The sequence below is a fragment of the Allobosea sp. RAF48 genome, from assembly GCF_052114025.1.
Classification (GTDB): domain Bacteria; phylum Pseudomonadota; class Alphaproteobacteria; order Rhizobiales; family Beijerinckiaceae; genus Allobosea.
In genome coordinates this window covers 661528-684190 of the sequence record NZ_JBFRDZ010000001.1, presented here as the reverse complement: position 1 = coordinate 684190, position 22663 = coordinate 661528, and the positions used below count along the sequence as shown (strand labels likewise).

The 22663-nt window shown below is 66.1% G+C and carries 18 protein-coding genes; 15 read left to right on the top strand and 3 right to left on the bottom strand.

Annotated elements, in window-relative coordinates:
• The first annotated feature begins 211 nt into the window (after positions 1-211).
• From AB4Z10_RS03280 to AB4Z10_RS03260, 5 genes are all read left to right on the top strand, one after another.
• A complete protein-coding gene (locus AB4Z10_RS03280) occupies positions 212-664 on the top strand; it encodes a MerR family transcriptional regulator (RefSeq protein WP_441468919.1) in 453 nt (150 codons plus the stop codon).
• Between the two features lie 190 nt (positions 665-854).
• Positions 855-2651: an acyl-CoA dehydrogenase C-terminal domain-containing protein gene (locus AB4Z10_RS03275; RefSeq protein ID WP_441468918.1), complete on the top strand. Its 1797-nt coding sequence runs from the start codon at positions 855-857 to the stop codon at positions 2649-2651.
• A 138-nt stretch (positions 2652-2789) separates the two neighbouring features.
• On the top strand, positions 2790-3998 hold the full coding sequence (locus AB4Z10_RS03270) for an acetyl-CoA C-acetyltransferase (RefSeq protein ID WP_441468917.1): 1209 nt from the start codon (positions 2790-2792) through the stop codon (positions 3996-3998).
• Positions 3999-4021: 23 nt separating this feature from the next.
• Complete coding sequence (locus tag AB4Z10_RS03265) at positions 4022-6223, top strand: FAD-dependent oxidoreductase (RefSeq protein ID WP_441468916.1); 2202 nt, start codon at positions 4022-4024, stop codon at positions 6221-6223.
• A gap of 14 nt (positions 6224-6237) precedes the next feature.
• Positions 6238-6732 carry a peptide deformylase gene (locus AB4Z10_RS03260; protein WP_441468915.1) on the top strand — a complete coding sequence of 165 codons (495 nt, stop codon included), beginning with the start codon at positions 6238-6240 and terminating at the stop codon, positions 6730-6732.
• Between the two features lie 90 nt (positions 6733-6822).
• Here AB4Z10_RS03260 and AB4Z10_RS03255 read toward each other — a convergent pair whose 3' ends face one another.
• Both AB4Z10_RS03255 and aptA read right to left on the bottom strand, forming a co-directional pair.
• The gene (locus AB4Z10_RS03255; RefSeq protein ID WP_441468914.1) at positions 6823-7113 is read right to left on the bottom strand and encodes a GIY-YIG nuclease family protein; all 291 of its coding nucleotides are present in this window, start codon (positions 7111-7113) and stop codon (positions 6823-6825) included.
• Positions 7114-7236: 123 nt separating this feature from the next.
• Positions 7237-8577, bottom strand: a complete 1341-nt coding sequence (gene aptA, locus AB4Z10_RS03250; protein WP_441468913.1) for an omega-aminotransferase AptA — start codon at positions 8575-8577, stop codon at positions 7237-7239.
• Positions 8578-8754: 177 nt separating this feature from the next.
• Here aptA and AB4Z10_RS03245 point away from each other — a divergent pair, with 177 nt between their 5' ends.
• The 3 genes from AB4Z10_RS03245 to AB4Z10_RS03235 all read left to right on the top strand — a co-directional run bounded on the left by AB4Z10_RS03245 (position 8755) and on the right by AB4Z10_RS03235 (position 13190).
• On the top strand, positions 8755-10557 hold the full coding sequence (locus AB4Z10_RS03245) for a tetratricopeptide repeat protein (protein WP_441468912.1): 1803 nt from the start codon (positions 8755-8757) through the stop codon (positions 10555-10557).
• Positions 10558-10724: 167 nt separating this feature from the next.
• Positions 10725-12218, top strand: a complete 1494-nt coding sequence (locus AB4Z10_RS03240; RefSeq protein ID WP_441468911.1) for an EAL domain-containing protein — start codon at positions 10725-10727, stop codon at positions 12216-12218.
• A gap of 102 nt (positions 12219-12320) precedes the next feature.
• Entirely contained in the window at positions 12321-13190 is an 870-nt protein-coding gene (locus AB4Z10_RS03235; protein WP_441468910.1) for a TIGR01459 family HAD-type hydrolase, read from the top strand.
• A gap of 70 nt (positions 13191-13260) precedes the next feature.
• On the opposite strand, the gene AB4Z10_RS03230 is transcribed toward AB4Z10_RS03235, so the two are convergent.
• Complete coding sequence (locus AB4Z10_RS03230) at positions 13261-13647, bottom strand: response regulator (RefSeq protein WP_441468909.1); 387 nt, start codon at positions 13645-13647, stop codon at positions 13261-13263.
• A gap of 249 nt (positions 13648-13896) precedes the next feature.
• On the opposite strand from AB4Z10_RS03230, the gene AB4Z10_RS03225 reads away from it, so the two are divergent.
• From AB4Z10_RS03225 to AB4Z10_RS03195, 7 genes are all read left to right on the top strand, one after another.
• On the top strand, positions 13897-14352 hold the full coding sequence (locus tag AB4Z10_RS03225) for a MaoC family dehydratase (RefSeq protein WP_441468908.1): 456 nt from the start codon (positions 13897-13899) through the stop codon (positions 14350-14352).
• A 95-nt stretch (positions 14353-14447) separates the two neighbouring features.
• The gene (locus AB4Z10_RS03220) at positions 14448-15446 is read left to right on the top strand and encodes a bifunctional riboflavin kinase/FAD synthetase (RefSeq protein ID WP_441468907.1); all 999 of its coding nucleotides are present in this window, start codon (positions 14448-14450) and stop codon (positions 15444-15446) included.
• A 206-nt stretch (positions 15447-15652) separates the two neighbouring features.
• Complete coding sequence (ileS, locus tag AB4Z10_RS03215; protein ID WP_441468906.1) at positions 15653-18667, top strand: isoleucine--tRNA ligase; 3015 nt, start codon at positions 15653-15655, stop codon at positions 18665-18667.
• Positions 18667-19152, top strand: coding sequence for a signal peptidase II (gene lspA, locus AB4Z10_RS03210; protein ID WP_441468905.1), 486 nt, complete (start codon positions 18667-18669; stop codon positions 19150-19152). The genes ileS and lspA overlap by 1 nt, the downstream gene beginning before the upstream one ends.
• Positions 19153-19223: 71 nt before the next feature.
• Complete coding sequence (locus AB4Z10_RS03205) at positions 19224-19880, top strand: hypothetical protein (protein WP_441468904.1); 657 nt, start codon at positions 19224-19226, stop codon at positions 19878-19880.
• A gap of 121 nt (positions 19881-20001) precedes the next feature.
• Positions 20002-21291, top strand: a complete 1290-nt coding sequence (locus AB4Z10_RS03200) for a M16 family metallopeptidase (protein WP_441468903.1) — start codon at positions 20002-20004, stop codon at positions 21289-21291.
• Positions 21292-21345: 54 nt separating this feature from the next.
• A complete protein-coding gene (locus AB4Z10_RS03195; RefSeq protein WP_441468902.1) occupies positions 21346-22641 on the top strand; it encodes a M16 family metallopeptidase in 1296 nt (431 codons plus the stop codon).
• Positions 22642-22663: the final 22 nt, after the last annotated feature.

The window sequence follows — 22663 nt, the reverse complement described above, 5'->3', positions numbered from 1 at the left end:
GGTAAACAGCGGGTTAAGAAACGGCTCCGAGACCGTTAATTTTTTCCGAATGGGGCTTGGGAAGCCTTTGGCGGCGCTGATGTAACGGTAACTTACCCCGGCAAGGGGACGTATTACCTGACGCAACGATAGCGCCTTCCCTATGAGGAGGTATCCCGATCGATGCTGCCTTACGGGCAGCGATTCGATCACCGCAAGGAACGAAACCTCCATGTCACGCCAAAATCTGGCTATGGCGGGTTCTTCGAGTCATGAAGCCCGCTCCGCGACGCCTACCCAAGCTGATGAGGCCGGCGAATACACCATCAGCGATCTCGCCCGCGATTTCGGCGTAACACTGCGCACCCTTCGCTTCTACGAGTCGCGCGGCCTGATCGCGCCCACGCGCTCGGGTATGGCGCGTGTCTATTCGGCCCGTGATCGGGCCCGTCTGGCGCTGATCCTCAAGGGCAAGCAGCTTGGCTTCACGCTGGTCGAGATCCGCGCGATGCTCGCCAACGAGGACAAGAAGGGCGCTGGCGACAAGGCCGCCAATGTCGGCGGGCTGCAGCTCAGCCGCGACCAGATCGTAGAACAGCTCGATCTGCTGCGCAGCCAGCGCGCCGAGATCGAGGGTGCGATCACCGAGCTCGAGGCCTCGCTGGCGCGGTTGCCCAAAGCCTGATTGCTCCCGCATCGACCTTCATGAAACCCCGGCTTTGCCGGGGTTTTTTGTTGTCGCATGGACAGCGCCCGTCCGCAGGCTGACAAAATGCCGGTGTACCCGTTGCAAGTCGAACGAGATTGTTTATATGTGAACTATATTGAGGCGCTCCCGACAGAGGCGAGCGGCCCGCGACGAGAGGGAGGACCACATGCCGGTCTACAAGGCGCCCGTCGACGATACGCTTTTCCTGCTCAACGACGTCTTCAACATCGAGCGCTACAACAACCTGCCGGGCTTCGCCGATGCGAGCGCGGACGTGATCGAGGCCGTGCTCGGCGAGGGCGCGAAGCTTTGCGAGGAAGTGCTCCAGCCGATCAACCACTCCGGTGATCAGGAGGGCTGCACGCGCCATTCCGATGGCAGCGTCACGACGCCGAAGGGCTTCAAGGAAGCCTATGAGGCCTATGCCGGCGGCGGCTGGATCGGCCTTGCCATGGATCCGGAATATGGCGGGCAGGGCTTGCCCTACACGCTCGGCGCCGTGATGAACGAATATGCCTCCTCCGCGAACATGGCCTTCGCCATGTATCCGGGGCTGACCATGGGCGCGATCGCCGCGCTCTACGTCCATGGCTCGGACGAACAGAAGCATGCCTACCTGCCCAAGATGATCGAGGGCAAATGGTCGGGTACGATGAACCTGACGGAGCCGCATTGCGGCACCGATCTCGGCCTGCTCAAGACCAAGGCCGTGCCGAATGGCGACGGCTCCTACGCCATCTCCGGCACCAAGATCTTCATCTCGGCCGGCGAGCAGGACATCACCGAGAACATCATCCACCTCGTGCTCGCCCGCATCGAGGGGGCTCCGGCCGGCACCAAGGGCATCTCGCTCTTCGTCGTGCCGCGCAACAAGGTCGGCGCGGACGGCTCTGTCGGCGCCAATAACGGCGTCTCCTGCGGCTCGATCGAGCACAAGATGGGCATCCACGGCAATTCGACCTGCGTCATGAACTATGACGGCGCGCAGGGCTGGCTGGTCGGGGCCGAGAACAAGGGCCTCAACGCCATGTTCGTGATGATGAACGAGGCCCGTCTCGGCGTCGCCATCCAGGGGCTCGCCCAGTCCGAGGTCGCCTATCAGAACGCCGTCGTCTATGCCAAGGAGCGCCTGCAGGGCCGCTCGCTCACCGGCCCCAAGAATATCGCGGGACCGGCCGACCCGATCATCGTCCATCCCGACGTGCGTCGCACGCTGATGTCGATCAAGGCCTTCAATGAGGCCGCGCGCGCCTTCGTGCTCTGGAATGCGCTGCAATCCGATATCGCCCATCGCTCGGGCGATGCGGCCGAGCGTCAGGCTGCCGACGACCAGCTCGGATTGATGACGCCGGTGCTCAAGGGCGTGCTCACCGATATCGGTTTCGACAATGCCGTGAAGGCGCAGCAGATGTTCGGTGGCCACGGCTACATCGCCGAAACCGGCGTCGAGCAGTTCGTGCGCGATGCCCGCATCGCCATGATCTACGAGGGCGCCAACGGCGTGCAGGCGATGGATCTCGTCGGCCGCAAGCTCGGCCGCGACGGCGGCCGTGGCATCATGGCCTTCTTCAACGAGGTCGGCGGCTTCCTGAAGGAGAATGCCGACGACGAGGCGCTGAAGCCCTTGCTTGGCCCTCTCCAGGTTTCGCTGGGCCATCTCCAGCAGGCGGCGATGTGGTTCATGAATAACGCGCTCGCCAAGCCCGACAATGCCGGCGCCGGCGCGAACGACTTCATGCATCTGCTCGGACTGGTCTCGCTCGGTTACATGTGGGCGAAGATCGCCAAGGCGGCGCTGGAGAAGCTCAAGGCCGACCCCAACGGCGCGACCGAGCGTATGAGCGCCAAGCTCGTCACCGCTCGCTTCTTCATGGAGCGCACCTTGCCGGAGACCGCCGCGCATCTGGCGCGGATCACCGCCGGGGCCGACACGACCATGGCGCTGGCGCCTGAGCAGTTCTGACGGGTTTGACCGTCATGCCCGGGCTTGACCCGGGCATCTCTTGCAGAACCCGCTGGATGACGAGATGGTCGGGGCAAGCCCGACCATGACGTCCGGCACCAGAACGCGCCGGCCGACGGCGCCCCGGGAGGCCACCAAATGGCAGACGCATTCATCTACGACCACGTCCGCACGCCGCGCGGCAAGGGGAAGGCGGACGGCTCGCTCCACGAGGTCACGGCGATCGAGCTCGGCACGCAGGCGCTGCGTGCCATCAAGGACCGCAACAATCTCGATCCGCTCCTCGTCGAGGACGTGGTGATGGGCTGCGTCGATCCGGTGGGCGAGGCCGGCGCCGACATCGCCCGCACCGTCGCGCTAAAGGCCGGCTACGGCAAGGAAGTGCCGGGCGTGCAGATCAACCGCTTCTGCGCCTCCGGCCTCGACGCGGTGAACCTCGCCGCCGCGCAGGTCATGTCGGGCCAGAAGGAAATGGCGATCGGCGGCGGCGTCGAGTCGATGTCGCGCATCGGCATGGGCGCCTCGGGCTTCGGTATCGCGGTCGACCCCAGCGTCGCCATCGACACCTATTTCATGCCGCAGGGCGTCTCGGCCGACCTGATCGCGACGAAATAYGGCTTCTCGCGGGACGATGTCGACGCCTTCGCCGTGCGCTCGCACCAGCGCGCCGCCCGCGCCTGGAAGGAAGGCCGCTTCAAGAATTCGGTGATCCCGGTCACCGACGTCAACGGCCTCACCATCCTCGACCATGACGAGACCATCCGCCCCGGCACCGACATGCAGGCGCTCGCCGCGCTCAAGGCCTCCTTCGTCCAGATGGGCGAGATGGGGGGCTTCGATGCGGTGGCGACCGCCGCGCATCCCGATGTCGAGTTCATCAACCACGTCCACCATGCCGGCAATTCCTCCGGGATCGTCGACGGAGCCGCCGCGGTCCTCGTCGGCTCGAAGCGGGCCGGCAAGGCCGCCGGGCTGAAGCCGCGCGCCCGCATCAAGGCCTTCGCCACGGTCGGCTCCGATCTCGCACTGATGCTGACCGGCCCGGTCGACGTCACCCAGCTCGTCCTGAAGAAGGCCGGTATGTCCAAGAAGGACATCGACCTATTCGAGCTGAACGAGGCCTTCTCCTCGGTGGTGCTGCGCTATCAGCAGGCGCTCGACATCGACGACGAGATCCTGAACGTCAACGGCGGCGCCATCGCCATGGGCCATCCGCTCGGCGCGACCGGCGCGATGGTGCTCGGCACCGTGCTCGACGAGCTGGAGCGGACGAACAAGCAGACCGCTCTGGTGACGCTCTGTGTCGCCGTCGGCATGGGCGTCGCCACCATCATCGAGCGCGTCTGAGCGGAAGGGCAGGGAGAGACATCATGAACCTCACCAATTTCCGCTTCGAGACCGACTCCGACGGCATCGCCGTTGCGACCTGGGACATGCCCGGCCGCTCGATGAACGTCATCACCCCCGCGGTGATGGAGGAGCTGAACCAGATCGTCGACAAGGTCGCATCCGACGAAGCCATCAAGGGCTGCGTCATCACCTCGGGCAAGGAGAGCTTCTCCGGCGGCGCCGACCTCACCATGCTCCAGGGCCTGCGCGATCTCTATGTGAAGCTCGCCAAGGAGAAGGGCGAGGCCGTCGCGATGCAGAGCTTCTTCGACGAGAGCCGCAAGCTCTCGCTGCTCTACCGCAAGCTTGAGACCTGCGGGAAACCCTTCGCCGCCGCGATCCATGGTGTCTGCCTCGGCGGAGCCTTCGAGCTCTCGCTCGCCTGCCAGTATCGCGTCGTCTCGGATGATGCCTCGACCCGCGTCGGCCTGCCCGAGATCAAGGTCGGTCTGTTTCCAGGCGCCGGTGGCACCCAGCGCGTGGCCCGCCTGATGCAGACCGGCGACGCTCTGCAGATGATGTTCAAGGGCGAGCAGGTGAAGGCGCTCCCGGCGCGCAATTCCGGCCTCGTCCACGCGGTCGCAGCCCGCGCCGACATCGTCCAGAACGCCAAGGACTGGCTCAAGGCCAATCCGCAGGCGACGCAGCCCTGGGACCAGAAGGGCTTCAAGCTGCCCTCCAACAAGGTGCACTCGCCGGCCGGCATGCAAATCTGGCCGCCGGCCAATGCGATCTATCGCCGCGAGACCAACGACAACTACCCGGCCGCCCGTGCCATCCTCTCGGCGGTTTATGAAGGCCTGCAGCTCCCGATCGACCTCGCGCTCAAGGTCGAGAGCCGCTACTTCGCCAAGATCCTCCGGACGAAGGAGGCGGCCTCGATGATCCGCTCGCTCTTCGTCTCGATGCAGGAGCTCAACAAGGGCGCCCGCCGCCCGGCCGACGTGCCGCCCTCCAAGCTCAAGAAGGTCGGCGTCATCGGCGCGGGCTTCATGGGCGCCGGCATCGCCTATGTCACGGCGCAGGCGGGCCTCGAGGTCGTGCTGATCGACAAGGACATCGAGGCGGCCGAGAAGGGCAAGGCCTATTCCCACAAGCTGGTCTCCGACCAGATCATGAAGGGCCGCGCCAAGACTGCCGATCGCGACGCGCTGCTCGGCCGCATCAAAGCATCCGCCGATTTTGCCGACCTCAAGGGCTGCGACCTGATCGTCGAGGCCGTCTTCGAGGACCCGAAGGTCAAGGCCGCGGTGATCGCCGAGGTCGAGGCCGTGGTCGGCCCGCGCACCATCTTCGGCTCGAACACCTCGACGCTGCCGATCACCGGCCTCGCCGAGAACAGCCAGCGGCCGAAGAACTTCATCGGCATTCATTTCTTCTCGCCGGTCGAGAAGATGCTGCTGGTCGAGGTCATCATGGCCAAGAAGACCGGCAAGAAGGCGCTCGCCATGGCGCTGGACTATGTCCGCGCCATCAGGAAGACGCCGATCGTGGTCAACGACACCCGTGGCTTCTACGCCAATCGCTGCGTGGGCAACTATATCCGCGAAGGCCATCTCATGCTGATGGAAGGCGTGCCGCCGGCGATGATCGAGGCTGCCGGCAAGCAGGCCGGCATGCCGGTCGGCCCGCTCTCGCTCAATGACGAGGTCGCGGTCGATCTCGCCTGGAAGGTGCTGAAGGCGACGAAGGCCCAGCTCGGCGACGCTGCCGTCGATCCGGCGCAGGAGAAGCTGCTCTCTGACATGGTGGAGAAGCACGGGCGTCTCGGCCGCAAGAACCGCAAGGGCTTCTACGACTATCCGGAAGCCGGGCCGAAGCGGCTCTGGCCGGGCCTCGCCGATCTCGTCGGCAAGCAGCTCGATCCCGACAGCGTCGACATGGAGGAGCTGAAGCACCGGCTGCTGGTGACGCAGGCGCTCGAAGCCGCGCGGACCTATGAGGAAGGCGTCGTCACCGATCCGCGCGAGGCCGATGTCGGCTCGATCATCGGCTTCGGCTTCGCGCCCTTCTCCGGCGGCACGCTCTCCTACATCGACAATATGGGCGCGGCCGCCTTCGTGAAGCTTTGCGAGAAGTTGGCGAAGGCCCATGGCGAACGCTTCAAGCCGAACCGGCTGCTGAAGCGCATGGCCAAGACCGGTGAGAGCTTTTACGGCACGACGGAGAAGAAGGCGGCCTGAGCGGGCGGACAGCCATGCCCACCCGCCCGATCCTGAGTTTTCCCGATCCGCGCCTGCGCGTGGCCGCCACGGCGGTCACGCGCTTCGATGCCGATCTGCGGGAGCTTGCTACGGATCTGCTCGACACGATGCGGGCGGCGCCCGGCATCGGCATCACGGCGCCGCATGTTGGTGTGCTGTCGAGGCTGGTAGTGCTCGAGCTGACGCCGGGCGACGTCCGGACCTATGTCAATCCAGAGCTGGACGGCGTCTCGCGCGAGACCATCCGCCATGTCGAAGGCAGCGTCTCGATGCCGGGCGTGACCGATGAGCTGGAGCGCCATGCCCAGGTGCGGGTGCGCTACCGGGATCTGGAGGGGGCGGAGCAGATCGAGGAGGCGGGCGGCCTGCTGGCCGTGTGCCATCAGCACGAGATCGACCAACTCGACGGCATCTTCTGGATCGATCGCCTGTCGCGCCTCAAGCGCGACAGGCTGATCGCGCGCTACAACAAGCTGCGGCGGGGGTGAATTCGTCAGGGTTGCGGCTTTCCGTCATTGCGAGCAAAGCGAAGCAATCCAGGGGAGGTAGGGCGCTATCGCCTCCGACCGCAGCGCGGCTCAAGGAGCGAAATCCTCGTAGAGGTCACGCCAACCTGCATTCATCGACTCGATCAATGCCAGTTTCTTGATCCGAGAGCCGGCCTTGATCCGCTTTTCGCGCGTGATTGCCTCATTCATCCGATCATGAAGCTCGTACCAGACCAGGAACCGGCAGCCATATCGCTTGGTGAAGCCGGGAACGAGCCCGGTCCTGTGTTGCCACGCACGCTCCCTGATATTTGAGGTCACGCCGACATAAAGCGTGCCGTTGCGCCCGCTCGCCATCATGTAGACGACGGGCTCCCTCATTCTCTGCGCCCCGCGCTTGCAGCTTCACCATGACGAACGCGGCGGCTTGGCAGGGCCAAGTGAAGCGTCGAGCCCTGCCGCCCCTGGATTGCTTCGCTACGCTCGCAATGACGGGGGGCGATCTCAGCCTGCCACGGCCCGGATCACCCGGCGCAGCTTGCCGATCAGCTCCTCGACCTGGGACTCGGTGATGATCAGCGGCGGCGAGAAGGCGATGGTGTCGGCGGCGGTGCGGATCATCAGCCCCTCCTCGTGGAAGCCGCGCTCGATCGCCTCGTAGCCGCGCTTGCCCACGCCTTCGGCACGTGGCGCGAGATCGATCGCCCCGACGAGGCCGAGCGTGCGGATGTCGACGACGTTGGGCTCGCCCTTCAGGCTCATCACCGCATCGGCCCAGGCGCCTTCCATGGCGCGGGCACGTTCGAACAGGCCCTCGTCACGGTAGATGTCGAGCGAGGCGAGCGCCGCCGCGGCCGCCAGCGGATGGCCCGAATAGGTGTAGCCATGGAACAGCTCGATGACGTTGTCCGGCCCGCCCATGAAGGCATCGTAGATGTGCTTGCGCACGATCACGCCTCCCATCGGCACCGTGCCGGAGGTCACGCCCTTGGCGAAGGTGATCATGTCCGGAATGACGCCGTAGCGCTCGGCGGCGAAGGCGAAGCCGAGGCGGCCGAAGCCGGTGATGACCTCGTCGAAGATCAGCAGGATGCCGTGCTTGTCGCAGATCTCGCGCAGGCGCTTGAGATAGCCCTTCGGCGGCGGCAGCGCGCCGGTGGAGCCCGCCATCGGCTCGACGATCACGGCGGCGATGGTCGAGGCGTCGTGCAGCGCCACGATCCGCTCGAGATCATCGGCGAAATGCGCGCCGTATTCCGGCTCGCCCTTGCTGAAGGCCTGCTTCTCGCGGTCATAGGTATGGGCGAGATGGTCGACGCCGGTGAGCAGCGAGCCGAAGAATTTGCGGTTGTTCGACATGCCGCCGACGGAGATGCCGCCGAAGCCGACGCCGTGATAGCCGCGCTCGCGGCCGATCAGCCGGGTCTTGGCCGCCTTGCCCGAGACGTTCCAGTAGGCGAGGGCGATCTTGAGGGCCGAGTCGGCGGCCTCCGAGCCCGAGCCGGCGAAGAAGACGTGGTCGAGGTCGCCCGGCGCCAGCGCCGCGATGCGCGCGGCGGCGGCGAAGACCTTGGGATGGCCGTACTGGAAGGAGGGAGCGTAGTCGAGATCGCGCGCCTGCGCCTGGATCGCCTGGATGATCGGCTCGCGGGCGTGGCCGGCATTGCAGCACCAGAGACCGGCCGTGCCGTCCATCACCGGCTTGTTCTCGGGCGTGTAATAGAACATGCCCTCGGCGCGGGAGACCATGCGGGGGTTCTTCTTGAACGACCGATTGGCCGTGAACGGCATCCAGTAGGCTTCGAGGTCGTTTGGCGTGCCGATGGCGGAAGATGCGGAAGTCATCGAAGGCCCCTGTGGATTAACCTTGGTTGAACCTAGCAGGCGAAAGCGGACTGTAAATCGCCATGATGGCACGCCATGGCTGCGCCCAACGGATGACGGCCGGAGCGAAGGTCGTAGGTGACGTTAGGTCGCCGATGGCGTAATCTCCCCGCTTGGGGCACACACGAACGGACCCCGATGACGGAAGGCGATAGTGATCCTGGACGGCTGGACGAACGGGCCGCGGCGATCCTTCGTGCGGAGTTGGCCCGAGTCCTCGCTTCCGATGCCTTTCGCGCCGCGCCTCAGCTTTCGGCCTTCCTGAGCTTCATCGTCGAGCGCACGATCGAGGGGCGCGCGGCCGAACTGAAGGGTTACACCATCGCGGTTGAAGGCCTGGGGCGGCCAGCCGATTTCAACCCGCAGATCGACCCGATCGTTCGGGTCGAGGCGGGGCGGCTCAGGCGTGCCCTGACACAGTACTATGCCGGGGAGGGACAGGGCGACCCGGTCGTGATCTCGATGCCCGTTGGCGGGTATGTTCCCGTCTTCGAGGTCGTCGACCCGGATGCGGAGATTACGTGGGAACCGACCCCGCTCCTCGCGGTTCGCGATGATTCCACAGCGGTGGAGGCGCTCCCGGTCGCAAAGGCCGCCGATCGCGCCGCCACGCGGCGGTGGTCCGTGGTCACGGCTGTGGCCCTCGCGCTGGGGCTTCTCGCGCTCGGCTGGTGGTACCTGGCGCCGGGTGACACGCCGACCGAGCTCAGTTCGGCCAGGACAACCGGAAGCGAACAGGCTGCGGGTGCGCAGCAGGGAATCGTAGCTCCTCTCCAGCTCGTCCGTGTAGCCATCACGATTCCAGTGGTGCCATCGGATCCCAAGCTGGCGGGCATCCTGCACCGGTTTTCCGACCTGCTTGTCGATGCCATGGCCCGTTTCGACGATCTCGTGACGATCAAGGCCCCGCCGCCGGGAACCGCGGCGGTCGGGGACGTCGATTATGTTTTCGAGATGAACGTCCAGACCGTGGACAGCGGCGTGGAGGGGCTGGGGCGCCTGCGTTCCGTTCGGGACGGGCGCATCGTCTGGACGGCGTCCTCCGGCCGGCCATCGCTCGAACTCCTGCAGGAGTCCGAGCTTGCCGAGATGGCGCGCAGCCTGGCGACGAGGCTGACGGAGCCGTTCGGCATCATCCCGGCCGACGCACGCCAATCGCAGCCATCATCGGCGGTTCGTTGCATCCTGCAGGCTTTCGATGCGCGTCGAACCATGGTGCCGGAGGACCATGTCCTCGCCCGGTCTTGTCTTGAAAGGCTGATCGAGCAGGACCCGAGCTTCTATCCCGCATGGGCTCATCTCGCCATCATGACGCTCGGAGAATACGGATCGGGCTTCAATCCGGACGACCTCGTTCCCAAGGGGAGCGCCCAAAGGGACAAGTCGCCGCTCGATCGCGCCCTCGCTGCGGCTTTGACGGCTATTCGCCTGGCTCCATCAGGTGCGCGGGCCTATCAGGCCATGATGAAAGTCCTGTTCCTGCGCGGATCGACCGAGGAAGCGCTTCAGAAGGGGCGGGAGGCTCTGACGCGCAATCCCTATGATCCGGACATCATGGCAGATCTCGGCGCGCTCTATGTTCGGCGCGGCCGGTCGATAGAGGGCTTGCCGATGCTCGAGCGCGCGGCAGCGCTCAGTGTCGGTCGCCCGCCGCGCTATGACTTCTATGCTTTTCTCGGGGCCTATCTGATCGGCGCCAAGCGGGTTTCGGAGACCTATGCCGCCATGCTGGGAGCCGATACGAGCCCCTTCGGCCTCCTGGCCCAGGCACTCAGCGCTGCGTCGGATGACGATACGGCGACCCAGGCGAAAGCCATCGCGCAGCTTGGGGACAAGGCGCCGCTCTTCAAGAAGGATCCGCGTGCATATCTGGCCCGGAAGGGCTTCGCCGACGAGGTGGCGAACCAGATTCTGGCGCCGCTCGGTCTCGACAAGTCCTGAGATCGCCCCGCGCATCGCTACGCCTTCAGCTTCGCGCCATTCTGCGGAACGTGGTGATGGGGCGCGGACAAGGTTGCTCGCATAACGCGGCGCGCACGGGTAATCTGCCGCTTAACGTTCTGATTCGTTCCCAATTTCCGATCAACCCTTCTAGCGCGAACGCTGCCGTGGCCCCTTTGCGCCTGAAAGCCCTGCCTCCTCTCGCCGGTGCCATCACCGGGCTTTCCGCTGGCGCGGTCCTGACGATTCTCTTGCCCGGCGGGCTGGGGACGGCGCTGGGACTGCTTGCCTCCGGCGCCGGCGTATTGGTCGCGATGCGGACGTTCGAGCGTCGCGGTCTTGCCAGGCACGAGCAGGCGCTGGCCGGACTCGGAGAGGTCAAGGTCAGGTTGGCCACCAACGCGATCCGGCTCGACGCATTGTCGCAGCGGGTCGAGCAGATGCCCATGCGGGATGTCGATGCCGCGCCGGCTCGGGCCGCAATTCATGAACTCACCGCCGAGGTTGGCTTGCTCGGCGATCTGATCCATCAGGTAGCCACGACGCTCTCCGACCATGAAGCGGTCTTGGCGCGGCTGCCCGAACCGGCGGCTGCCGCGCCGGCGCTTCCCGCACCCTCCATTCCCGAAGTGGTTCTCGATCAAGAGGCGGTGCGACGCGCCCGCGCCGAGCAGCAGGCCGCCGAGCGTGCCGCCGCCGCCAAGGCGGCGCAGGAAGAGGCCGAGGCCGAGCGCGCCGCGCTCATCGGCCGGGCGCTCAGCGAAGGGCGTATCGAAGTCCATCTTCAGCCGGTCGTGTCGCTGCCGCAGCGCCGCACGCAAGGCTACGAAGCGTTGGCGCGTCTGCGACTCGATGAGAACACCCTGCTCCTGCCGCACGAGTTCCTCGACACCGTCGAGACCCGCGGCTTCGGGCCGACGCTCGACGCGCTTGTCCTGACACGGGCCCTGGCGATCGCCCGCCATCTCGCCTCGAAGGATGGAGGCATCTTCGTCTCCTGCAATTTCAGCGCAGCGACCTGGGGCTCGTCACGTGCCCTGGCGGCACTGACGCGCATCCTCGACAAATATCGCGAGCACACCGGGCATCTCGTCATCGAGATGCCTCAGACCGTCTTCCGAAGCCTCGATCCGACGAGCCTCGGCCTGCTCGGCGCGATGTCGGCGAATGGCGTGCGGTTCGCGCTCGATCATGTCGTCGACCTGCGGCTCGATCCGCGCGCCCTGTTCGACCGCGGGATGCGGTATATCAAGGCTCCGGCGACGCTGCTGCGGGACCATGCCGAGGGCAAGGTCGTCAGCGATATCGCAGCTGGCGATCTTGCGGCGATGCTGGGCAGAGCGTCGATCACGCTTGTCGCCGAGCATGTCGAGGACAATCCGCTGGCTGCAGATATGATCGAGCTCGGCGTCACGATGGGGCAGGGCCAGGCGTTCTCCCCGCCGCGCCCGGTCAAGCCCGAAGTCTTTGCGGAACCGGAGGCGGCTCCTGCGCCTTCTCCTGCCGTCTCGGCTCCGCAGGTTCCGCAGCCTGGAGCCGCCAACGACGTCGTGCGCCCGGCCGCGGTTGCCGGGCTGCCTTCCGTTCCGGCCGCAGCGCCCGCAGAAAGCCGGCCCGAACGGCTGCCGTTCCGCTCGGTGCTGCGCCGGGCCAGCGCCTGATGCGCGCCGCGGTGCAACATCCGGTTCCGCTCCCGGCGAATCCCGTCTAGACCAGCTTCGGTGAGGCGTGGATGCCTCCTCTAGCCGCCGGAGATCGAGACAGTGTCGCCATTGGGGATCGCTTCCACCATCCCGCTTTCGGGCTTCTCCGAGGTCGCTGACCGCTTCGATCTCTGCCTCTGCGATGTCTGGGGCGTGGTTCATAACGGCGTCGCCGCCTATCGCGACGCGCTCGTGGCTTTGATGCGTATGCGCGAGCGCGGGATCAGCGTCGTTCTCGTGACCAACGCGCCGCGTCCGAGCGATGTCATCATCGATCAGCTCGACGGTTTCGGCGTGCCGCGCGAAGCCTGGGATGCGATCGTCACCTCCGGCGATGTTTGCCGCTCCCTGATCCGCGCGCGCGCCGGCGAGCCGATGTATCGGCTCGGTCCCGATCGGGACCTGCCGCTGATCGCCGGTCTCGATGTCCGGGAAACCGCCCCGGCGGAAGCCGCCTATGTGCTCTGCACCGGGCTGTTCGACGACGAGAACGACACGGCGGCGACCTATGCCGAGCTGCTGGCCGGATTCGCCGCACGCGGATTGCCGCTGATCTGTGCCAATCCCGATCTCGTCGTCGAGCGCGGCGGGCGCATCATTCCCTGTGCCGGTTCGGTCGCGTTGGCCTATGAGGAGATCGGTGGGCAGGTGGTCTATGCCGGCAAGCCCCACGGGCCGATCTATGAGGCGGCTTTGGCCGCAGCCGAGGAGAAGCGCGGAGCGGCGATCGCCCGGGACAGGATCTGCGCGGTGGGCGATGCCATCCGCACCGATATCGCCGGCGCCTCAGGCTTCGGCGCCGCCGGCATCATGGTGCTCGCAGGTATCCATGCCCAGGATCTGATGGAGGCGTCTTGGGAGGAGCGTCACGGCTGGTTCGGCCGGCAGGCGCATCGCCCCGCCTATGCCATGCCGCATCTGGTCTGGTGAGGGTGATCTAGCTCTCCACTGCCGCGCCGGATGTCTCCGGAAAGTGGATGCTACTTGTCGGTCCGATGCGTCAGGCGGCGACGCACACCGATTCGATCTTGGTCTTCAGCATCTGCGCGTTGAACGGCTTCACGATGTAGTTGCTGACGCCGGCCTTCTTGGCCGCGATGACGTTCTCGGTTCTCGACTCGGCCGTGACGATGATGAAGGGCGTCTCGGAGAGCGTGGTCTCTTCCCGCACCTTCTGCAGCAGCTCGAAGCCGCTCATCGGCTCCATGTTCCAGTCGGAGATCACGAGGCCATATTTCTTGTCGCGCATCTTCGCGATCGCGGCCGAGCCGTCCGAGGCATCGTCGACGTTCTCGAAGCCAAGCTGTTTCAGCAGGTTGCGGATGATGCGGATCATCGTTTGGTAATCGTCGACCACGAGGATCGGCATGGACGGATCGAGGGCCATTGCGATGCTCCAGGCAGGGCAGTTGTGGCGTCGGAACATACCGACACCGCGCCGCCCGTTCGAGGCGGTCTCCACTCGCATTCGGTGATACCGACGGCGTGTTGCGAAGCGGTTAATCCGATCGCCGAGTGACTGTGGGGCAGGGTGGTGCTCCGCACCAAAGTCCAATTGCTGTTATTTTGCAGTTGCGAGATGATGAAGCCAATCGAGCACAGGGGCTGGGGTGCGCCTGCAAGCCACGAGAGATCAATGACCGTTCAGCCGAGGCCCGGCACACTCTACACCGTTCACGCTTTCGAGGATCTGGCGATCGGCCAGTCCGAGAGCTTGATGCGGACCGTGATGGAGCGCGATGTCGCACTCTTCGCCGAGCTTTCGGGGGATGCCAACCCCATCCATCTCTGCGACCATTTCGCCGCCGGCACCAGGTTCGGCCAGCGCATTGCTCACGGCATGCTGACGGCAAGCCTGGTTTCCGCCCTGCTCGGCACGCGCCTGCCCGGTCCCGGTGCTGTGTATCTCTCGCAGACGCTGACCTTTCTGGCCCCGGTCAAGATCGGCGATGTCGTCACGGCTCGGGTCGAGGTCGTCGAACTCGTCGCCGAGCGCCGCCGGGCACGCTTGTTCTGCGAGTGCCTCGTCGACGGCAAGGCGGTGATGGAGGGCGAGGCCTGGGTGGCGATGCCGCCGAAGCCCAAATCCTGAGAGGTTCGGAGGGGGGCGGCCTTGACGCCCTGCCGGGCTTCGCCGCAAAGACGACCATCGCCCGGCTTTCACGGGCAGACGGACGTTTCTCATCGATGTCTTCCCCAGCCGATGCGCCGTTGCGCTCCGAGCCGGCGGCCGTGGTCCTCGACCTCGACAAGCCCATTCCCGACGGCCTGCGCGGCGCCGTCCTCGCGCTCGGCAATTTCGACGGTGTCCACCGCGGCCACGCCGAACTCGCCCGCATGGCCGGTGCCATGGCGCGCGATCTCGGTACGGTGCCGGCCGCCTTCACCTTCGAGCCGCATCCGCGCAGCGTCTTCCGCCCCGAGGAACCCGTCTTCCGGCTGACGCCTCCGCAGATCAAGCTCGAATTGCTGGCCGATGCGGGCCTGGCTCGGGTCTTCGTCCTGCCCTTCGACCGCGAGATTGCAGCGATCACGGCCGAGCATTTCGTCGACGACCTGCTCGTCAGCCGGCTCGGCGCTGCCGGCCTTGTCTGCGGCTATGATTTCCATTTCGGCAAGGGCCGCACCGGCTCGCCGGAGATGTTGCAGGCTCACTGCCTGACGGCCGGCGTCCCGGTCCGCGTCGTGCCTCCCTTCGCCTGGCAGGGCGAGGCCGTGTCGTCGACGCTGATCCGCGCAGCGCTGGAAGAAGGCGATGTTGCCCGTGCCGCGGCGTTCCTCGGGCGGCCCTGGTTCGTGCGCGGCCTCGTCGCCCATGGCGACAAGCGTGGCCGAGACCTCGGCTATCCCACCGCCAATATGCAGCTCGCCCGCGACTGCAAGCTGCGGCACGGCATCTATGCGGTGCGGATGAGGATCGACGGCGTCTGGCACGACGGCGTCGCGAGCTTCGGCCGCCGCCCGACTTTCGATGACGGCGCACCACGGCTGGAGACCTTCGTCTTCGATTTTTCCGGCGATCTCTACGGCAAGCGCGTCGACGTGGCCTTCGTCGACTGGCTGCGTGGCGAGGAGAAATTCGACTCGCTCAAGGCTCTGATCACGCAGATGGATGCCGACAGCGCCCGCGCGCGCGACATTCTGGCCAGGACCCCCGCTTTCGACGCGCCGCCCTTCCTTCCGTGAGCCACGCCTGCTAGAAGCCCTCCATGCCCGCTGAACGCGCCATGCTGATCGATCTTTCCCGGCGAATTACGGGCCCGGCTGCCGCCTCGCGCTAGACAGGCGTGGGCGCTTGCGCAGTCCGGGTTGAAGACCGCTTTTCCCGTTTCATGAGTGGACGCGCTTGGGCTCGCCGAATGGCCCGCCGTCCCGACTGTCCGAGCCGGAAGATGACCGACAAGACCAACAACGCCAAAGCCGCCCAGACTGCAGGTGACGGCATCGATTATTCGCAGACGCTCTTCCTGCCCCAGACCGAGTTCCCGATGCGTGCGGGCCTGCCGCAGCGCGAGCCGGAGCTGCTCGCCCGCTGGGCTGAGATCGACCTCTACCGCAAGCTGCGCGAGGCAGGCCAGGGCCGGGACCGTTTCGTCCTGCATGACGGGCCGCCCTATGCCAACGGCAACATCCATATCGGCCACGCGCTGAACAAGGTGCTCAAGGACCTCGTCACGCGCTCGCAGCAGATGCTCGGCTACGATTCCAATTATGTGCCGGGCTGGGACTGCCACGGCCTGCCGATCGAATGGAAGATCGAGGAGCAGTACCGCGCCAAGGGGCTGAACAAGGACGACGTTGATGTCGTCGAGTTCCGCAAGGAATGCCGCGCCTTCGCCGAGCACTGGGTCGATATCCAGCGCAAGGAGTTCAAGCGCCTCGGCGTCGAGGGCGACTGGGACGATCCCTATCTGACGATGGCCTATCCGGCCGAGGCGCAGATCGCTCGCGAGATCATGAAGTTCGCCGAGACCGGCCAGCTCTATCGCGGCTCCAAGCCGGTGATGTGGTCGGTGGTCGAGAAGACAGCGCTCGCCGAGGCCGAGGTCGAGTACGAGGAGCATACGAGCGACACGATCTATGTGCCGTTCCCGGTGCTGAATGCGCCTGCTGCGCTCGCAGGCGCGTCGATCGTCATCTGGACGACCACGCCCTGGACGATCCCGGGCAACCGCGCGATCTCCTTCCATAACAAGATCACCTATGGCCTCTACCGCGTCACGGCGGCGCCCGAGAACAACTGGGCCAAGGTGGGCGCGACCTATATCCTCGCCAAGAACCTCGCCGAGAGCGTCTTCAAGGCCGCCAAGGTCGAAGCCTTCGAGCTGGTCGCGGATGTTCCGGCCGAGCAGCTTGCCGCGCTCATCGCCGCCCATCCCCTGCGCGGCAAGGGCTATGACTTCGACGTGCCCCTCCTCGACGGCGACCACGTCACCGACGATGCCGGCACCGGCTTCGTCCACACCGCGCCGAGCCATGGCCGCGAGGACTTCGATATCTGGATGGCGAACGGCCGCATGCTGGCCGAGCGCGGCATCGAGACGCGCATCCCCTACACCGTCGATGCCGATGGTCGCTTCACCAAGGAGGCGCCGGGCTTCGAGGGCGCACAGGTCATCACCGACAAGGGCGACAAGGGCAACGCCAACGACGTCGTCATCAAGGCGCTGGTCGAGGCAGGCAACATCATCGCGCGCGGGCGGCTGAAGCATCAGTATCCGCATAGCTGGCGCTCGAAGAAGCCGGTCATCTTCCGCAACACGCCGCAATGGTTCATCGCCATGGACAAGCCGATCGGCGAGGGTGGCGCGCCGGATGCGGCCGATCCCAAGCCCGTCGCCGGCGGCAACACCGATACGCTGCGCAACCGCGCGCTGAAGGCCATCAAGCAGACGGAGTGGGTGCCGGCGGTGGGCGAGAACCGCATCACCGGCATGATCGCCAACCGCCCGGACTGGGTGGTTTCGCGCCAGCGCGCCTGGGGTGTGCCGATCACCGTCTTCGTCGAGAAGGAGACGAAGGAGGTCCTCGTCGATCCCGCCGTCAACGCCGCGATCGCGGAGGCCTTCGAGGCCGAAGGCGCCGACGCCTGGTTCACCGACACCGACGGCGCCCGCTTCCTGAAGCCGTTCGGCTATGACCCGGCGAAATACGAGCGCGTCACCGACGTGCTCGATGTCTGGTTCGATTCCGGCTCCACCCACGCCTTCACCCTGGAAAAGCGCGCCGACCTCAAGACGCATCGCGTCGTCGATGGCGGCCGCGACAAGGTGATGTATCTCGAAGGCTCGGACCAGCATCGCGGCTGGTTCCATTCGAGCCTGTTGGAAAGCTGCGGCACGCGCGGCCGCGCGCCGTTCGACGTCGTCCTCACCCATGGCTTCTGCCTGGACGAGAAGGGCGAGAAGATGTCGAAATCGAAGGGCAACGTCACCGCGCCGCAGGACATCATCAAGGATTCCGGTGCCGACATCCTGCGCCTGTGGGTCGCGGCGGCGGATTATTCCGACGATCTGCGCATCGGCAAGGAGATCCTGAAGACCTTCGTCGAGACCTATCGCAAGCTGCGCAACACCATGCGCTGGATGCTCGGCACGCTCGCCCATTTCAGCGAGGAAAGCCGCGTCCTGGAGCCGCAGACCATGCCGGAGCTCGAGCGGCTGATGCTCCATCGCCTCGCCGAGCTCGGGCCGCAGGTCGAGGAAGCCTATCGCACCTACGACTACAAGAAGGTGGTGTTCCTGCTGTCGCAGTTCATGAACACAGAGCTCTCGGCCTTCTATTTCGACGTGCGCAAGGATGCGCTCTACTGCGATCCGACCTCGAGCCATGTCCGCCGCAGCGCGCTGACGGTGGTCGATCACCTCTTCCGCTGCCTGACGACCTGGCTCGCGCCGATCCTGGTCTTCACCGCCGAAGAGGCCTGGCTCGAACGCTATCCCGCGGAGAAGGCGGGCGAAGGCTCGGTGCATCTGGAGCGCTTCGCCGAGGCGCCCGAGAGCTGGCTCAATCCCGAGCTGGCGGAGCGCTGGGGCAAGATCCGCCGCGTGCGCCGCGTCGTCACCGGCGCGCTGGAGCTGGAGCGTGCCGCCAAGCGCATCGGCTCCTCGCTGGAGGCTGCGCCGCAGGTCTTCGTTTCCGATGCGGATCTCTATGCCGCTCTCTCCGGCGTCGACCTCGCCGAGATCAGCATCACCTCCGATATCCGCATCACGAACGGGGAGGGGCCGGCCGAGGCCTTCCGCCTCGCCGAGGTTCCGGGCGTCGCGGTGGTGTCGAATCGCGCCGCCGGCATCAAATGCGCTCGTTCCTGGAAGTATTTCGATCCCAAGACGGCCGATGCCGCCTATCCGGAGGTGACGCCGCGCGATGCCAAGGCGCTGAAGGAGCTGGGGGTGTCCGCCTGATGACGCCTGCCCGCCGCCTTGGCCTCGCCACGGTCCTGATCGTCTTCGTCTCGGATCAGCTCCTGAAATGCTGGCTGCTCTATGGTGTCGGGCTGGCCGAGAACGGCCCGTTCGATCTCGCGCCTTTCCTGACGATCGTGCTCGCCTGGAACCGGGGCATTTCCTATGGCCTGTTCCAGCAGGGCACGGATCTCGGCCGCTGGTTTCTGGTCGTCATCTCCTTCGTCGCGGCCGTCTGGCTCTGGCGCTGGATGTGGCGCAGCGAGGGTGCGCTGACGGTGTTGAGTCTCGCGCTGATCATCGGCGGTGCGCTCGGCAACGGCGTCGACCGCGCCGTCTACGGCGCGGTGGTGGACTTCGTTCACTTCCATTGGGGTAGCTTCAGCTGGTACATCTTCAACATCGCCGATGTCGCGATCGTTGTCGGTGTGGTCGGGCTCCTGTATGAGTCATTCCGACCGGCTGGGGAAAAGACAGCTGAGTGACGGTCTCGCCATCCTTTCGCCGCTCGTCCATGCTTGAGGCGAATGCGAGATTGTCCAAAGGGAGATTTGATATGGCGCAACGCATCCGCGTGTCGCATCTGCTGCTCGCCGGCGGGCTCGTGCTGGCGGCCCAGCCTGCCTTCGCGCAGGAGGGCATGCTGTTCAAGAACCTGCTCGAAGGCACCTTCGGCGGCAAGGGGGCCGGCGACGACATCGATTATCGCGAGCGTGCGCCGCTGGTAGTGCCGCCGAATTCGGCGCTGCCGCGCCCGCAGGATCCGGCGAGCGCTCGCAGTGCCGCCTGGCCGAACGATCCGGATGTGCAGCGCCGCAAGGACGAGGCCAATCGTCCGCCCTATGCGCTGTCGGAAAGAGCGCGCAACAACCCGGTCCTGTCGCAGGAAGAGCTGCGTCGCGGCCGCACTTCGCGCACGGAACAGGCGCCGACAATCGTCGAGGAACACGGCAACTACAACAACCAGATCCAGCCGATCCGCATCGGCCGCGAACTCGCTTCTCGCCGCAGTCAGGCCGCCGAAGAGTCGCTGGCCTATGGCGTCGAGCCGCAGCGCCGCCTGCTGACCGAGCCGCCGACCGGCTATCGCCGCCCGGCTGACACGGCTGCGATCGGCCCGGGGCGCGGTGGCCCGGTCGAGGACAAGCAGGCTGTCGGCCAGCGCGAGTTCGCGACGGGCCAGGGGCCGGTGATGCTGGTCAGGCCTGACTAGGCTGATCTGCAAGATCGGCCGAGGTAAGCCACTTGCCGAAGCGGGCTCGGCTGACCAAGTTCTCTTTCGGGGCGGGCGCATCGTGCCCGCCCCTTTGTGTCTGAGCAGGAGATCGCGTCAGGTGAACATCCATGCGCGCCAGCCCGGTCTGGCTGACCCCGTCGAAGCCTTCCGCCTCGACAATGGCCTCGACGTCGTCGTCGTGAAGGACCATCGGGCGCCGGTCGTCACCCATATGGTCTGGTATCGCAACGGTTCCGCCGATGACCCGGCCGGAAAATCGGGCATCGCGCATTTCCTCGAGCATCTGATGTTCAAGGGCACCGAGCGCTGGCCGGCGGGCGAGTTCTCGAAGATCGTCGCCGGTTACGGCGGGCAGGAGAACGCCTTCACCTCCTACGACTACACCGCCTATTTCCAGCGCGTGCCGAAAGAGCATCTGCGCGCGATGATGGATTACGAAGCTGACCGGATGACCGGCCTCTCCTTCGACGAGAGCGTGGTCGGACCGGAGCGCGACGTGGTGCTGGAGGAGCGGCGCATGCGCGTCGATTCCGATCCGGCTGCCCAGCTCGGCGAGGAATTCTCCGCTTCGCTGTTCTTCCACCACCCCTATGGCACCCCGATCATCGGCTGGGAGCACGAGATCGAGCGCCTGAGCCGCGACGACGCCTTCGCCTACTATCAGCGCTTCTACACGCCCGAGAACGCGATCCTCGTTGTGGCCGGCGATACCGATGCCGCCGAGGTGCGCCGTCTCGCCGAGGAGAGCTATGGCAAGATCGCGGCCCGCGGCGCGCCACCCGTCCGCAGCCGCCCGATCGAGCCTGAGCCGCGCGCCTCGCGCCGGGTTGCGCTGAACGACCCGCGCGTGCAGCAGCCTTCGCTGCGCCGCGGCTGGCTGACCCCGACCTATACGACCGGAGATCGCGAAGAGGTTCTGGCGCTCGAACTCGTCGCCGAGATCCTCGGCGGCGGCACGACCTCGCGGCTCTATCGCAAGCTCTGTGTCGAGGACGAGCTCGCCGCCGGCGCCAGCGCCTATTTCATGGGCTCGATGGTGGACCGCGCCGCCTTCCAGCTCTCGGCCAGCCCGCGCCCCGGTGTCGAGATGGCGGCGATGGAGGCGGGGCTCGACGCCGTGCTCGCCAGCTTCCTGGCCGAGGGGCCGACCGAGTTGGAGCTGGCGCGGGCCCGCACGCGGCTCGTCGCCGAGACGGTCTTCGCCCGCGACAATCAGGCTTCGCTGGCCCGCATCTTCGGCTCGGCGCTCGCCGTCGGCGAGACGGTCGCAGACGTGCTCGCCTGGCCGCAGCGCATCGAGGCCGTCGGCCGCGATGCGGTGGTCGAAGCAGCACGCCGCTATCTGAAGCCTGATCGCAGCGTCACCGGCCTGCTGCTGCCCGCCTGACACTTGCCGTCTCACCGAACGGGCGGACGCCATGCTCCGCCGACAGGAAGCGACATGAACGCGCCGATTCCGACACCCAAGCTCAACACGGCCGGCCCCGCCATCGCGGTCCAGAGCGTCCGCTCGCCGGGCGGCATCGAGGCCTGGCTCGTCGAGGAGCACAGCCTGCCGCTGATCGCGGTCGATTTCGCCTTCGACGGCGGCGCCAGCCGTGATCCGGAAAACGCGGCCGGCAGCGCCTATCTGATCTCGGGGCTGCTCGACGAAGGCGCTGGCGATCTCGATGCCGAAGCTTTTCAGGGCAAGCTGGCCGATCATGCGATCAGCCTCGGCTTCGAAGCCCGCCGCGACGACTTCCACGGCCATATCCAGACCTTGTCGACCCATCGCGACACCGCCTTCGAGCTGCTGGCGTTGGCGCTGAACAAGCCGCGCTTCGATGCCGACGCGGTCGTGCGTGTCCAGGCCCAGATCATCGCCGGGCTGCAGCGCCAAGCGAAGAACCCCGAAGTCATGTGCCGCAACGCGCTTTTCGCCGCGGCTTTCCCCGGCCATGCCTATGGCCGGCCCGAGAAGGGCGATGTCGACAGCGTCTCGAAGCTCGCGGCTCCGGCGCTGAAGGCGTTGACGCCGGCATTGCTCGATCGCGGCGGCCTCAAGGTCGTCGTGGTCGGCGACATCACCGCGGCGGAACTCGCAGGGCGCCTTGATCTGTTGTTCGGTGCGCTGCCACAGGGCGTGTCCCGCCCGCGCCCGTCTCAGCCGTTGCCGATCCAGGGGCTCGGCCAGACCCATGTCATAGATCTCGACGTGCCGCAGACCGTACTGCGCTTCGTCGGACCGGGGCTGATGTGGCATGATCCGGACTTCATCCCCGCGAGCGTGCTGAACCATATCCTCGGCGGCTCGGCCTTCACCTCGCGGCTCTTCATGGAAGTGCGCGAGAAGCGTGGCCTTGCCTATGGCGTGTCCTCCAGCCTGATGCCGCTGCGCGAGAGCGCCATGCTGGTCGGCGGCACCGCCACCCGCAACGACCGCGCTGCCGAATCGATGAAGGTGATCCGCGAGGAGATGCTGAAGCTCGCCCATGACGGGCCGACCGAGCATGAGGTCGAGGAAGCCAAGCGCTATATCATCGGCTCTTATCCGCTGCGCTTCGACACCTCGCCGAAGATCGCCGGGGAATTGCTGGCTCTTGCGCTGCGCGGCGACACGCCGGACTTCCTCGCCAGCCGCAACGGTCTCTTCGCGGCCGTGACGCTCGATGACGTCAAGCGCGTCGCGCAGCGCCTCTTCGGCAACCCCGACCTGCTCGTTCAGGCGGTTGGCAAGCCGGTCGGGCTGGTCTGAAATAGCCTTCGTCTCTTTGTCG

Excerpts from the sequence above, each read along its gene's own strand:
- AB4Z10_RS03280 (WP_441468919.1), top strand. The coding sequence starts at position 212 with ATGTCACGCCAAAATCTGGCTATGGCGGGTTCTTCGAGTCATGAAGCC.
- AB4Z10_RS03275 (WP_441468918.1), top strand. The coding sequence starts at position 855 with ATGCCGGTCTACAAGGCGCCCGTCGACGATACGCTTTTCCTGCTCAAC.
- AB4Z10_RS03265 (WP_441468916.1), top strand. The coding sequence starts at position 4,022 with ATGAACCTCACCAATTTCCGCTTCGAGACCGACTCCGACGGCATCGCC.
- AB4Z10_RS03260 (WP_441468915.1), top strand. The coding sequence starts at position 6,238 with ATGCCCACCCGCCCGATCCTGAGTTTTCCCGATCCGCGCCTGCGCGTG.
- AB4Z10_RS03255 (WP_441468914.1), bottom strand. The coding sequence starts at position 7,113 with ATGAGGGAGCCCGTCGTCTACATGATGGCGAGCGGGCGCAACGGCACG.
- aptA (WP_441468913.1), bottom strand. The coding sequence starts at position 8,577 with ATGACTTCCGCATCTTCCGCCATCGGCACGCCAAACGACCTCGAAGCC.
- AB4Z10_RS03245 (WP_441468912.1), top strand. The coding sequence starts at position 8,755 with ATGACGGAAGGCGATAGTGATCCTGGACGGCTGGACGAACGGGCCGCG.
- AB4Z10_RS03230 (WP_441468909.1), bottom strand. The coding sequence starts at position 13,647 with ATGGCCCTCGATCCGTCCATGCCGATCCTCGTGGTCGACGATTACCAA.
- AB4Z10_RS03225 (WP_441468908.1), top strand. The coding sequence starts at position 13,897 with ATGACCGTTCAGCCGAGGCCCGGCACACTCTACACCGTTCACGCTTTC.
- AB4Z10_RS03220 (WP_441468907.1), top strand. The coding sequence starts at position 14,448 with ATGTCTTCCCCAGCCGATGCGCCGTTGCGCTCCGAGCCGGCGGCCGTG.
- ileS (WP_441468906.1), top strand. The coding sequence starts at position 15,653 with ATGACCGACAAGACCAACAACGCCAAAGCCGCCCAGACTGCAGGTGAC.
- lspA (WP_441468905.1), top strand. The coding sequence starts at position 18,667 with ATGACGCCTGCCCGCCGCCTTGGCCTCGCCACGGTCCTGATCGTCTTC.
- AB4Z10_RS03205 (WP_441468904.1), top strand. The coding sequence starts at position 19,224 with ATGGCGCAACGCATCCGCGTGTCGCATCTGCTGCTCGCCGGCGGGCTC.
- AB4Z10_RS03195 (WP_441468902.1), top strand. The coding sequence starts at position 21,346 with ATGAACGCGCCGATTCCGACACCCAAGCTCAACACGGCCGGCCCCGCC.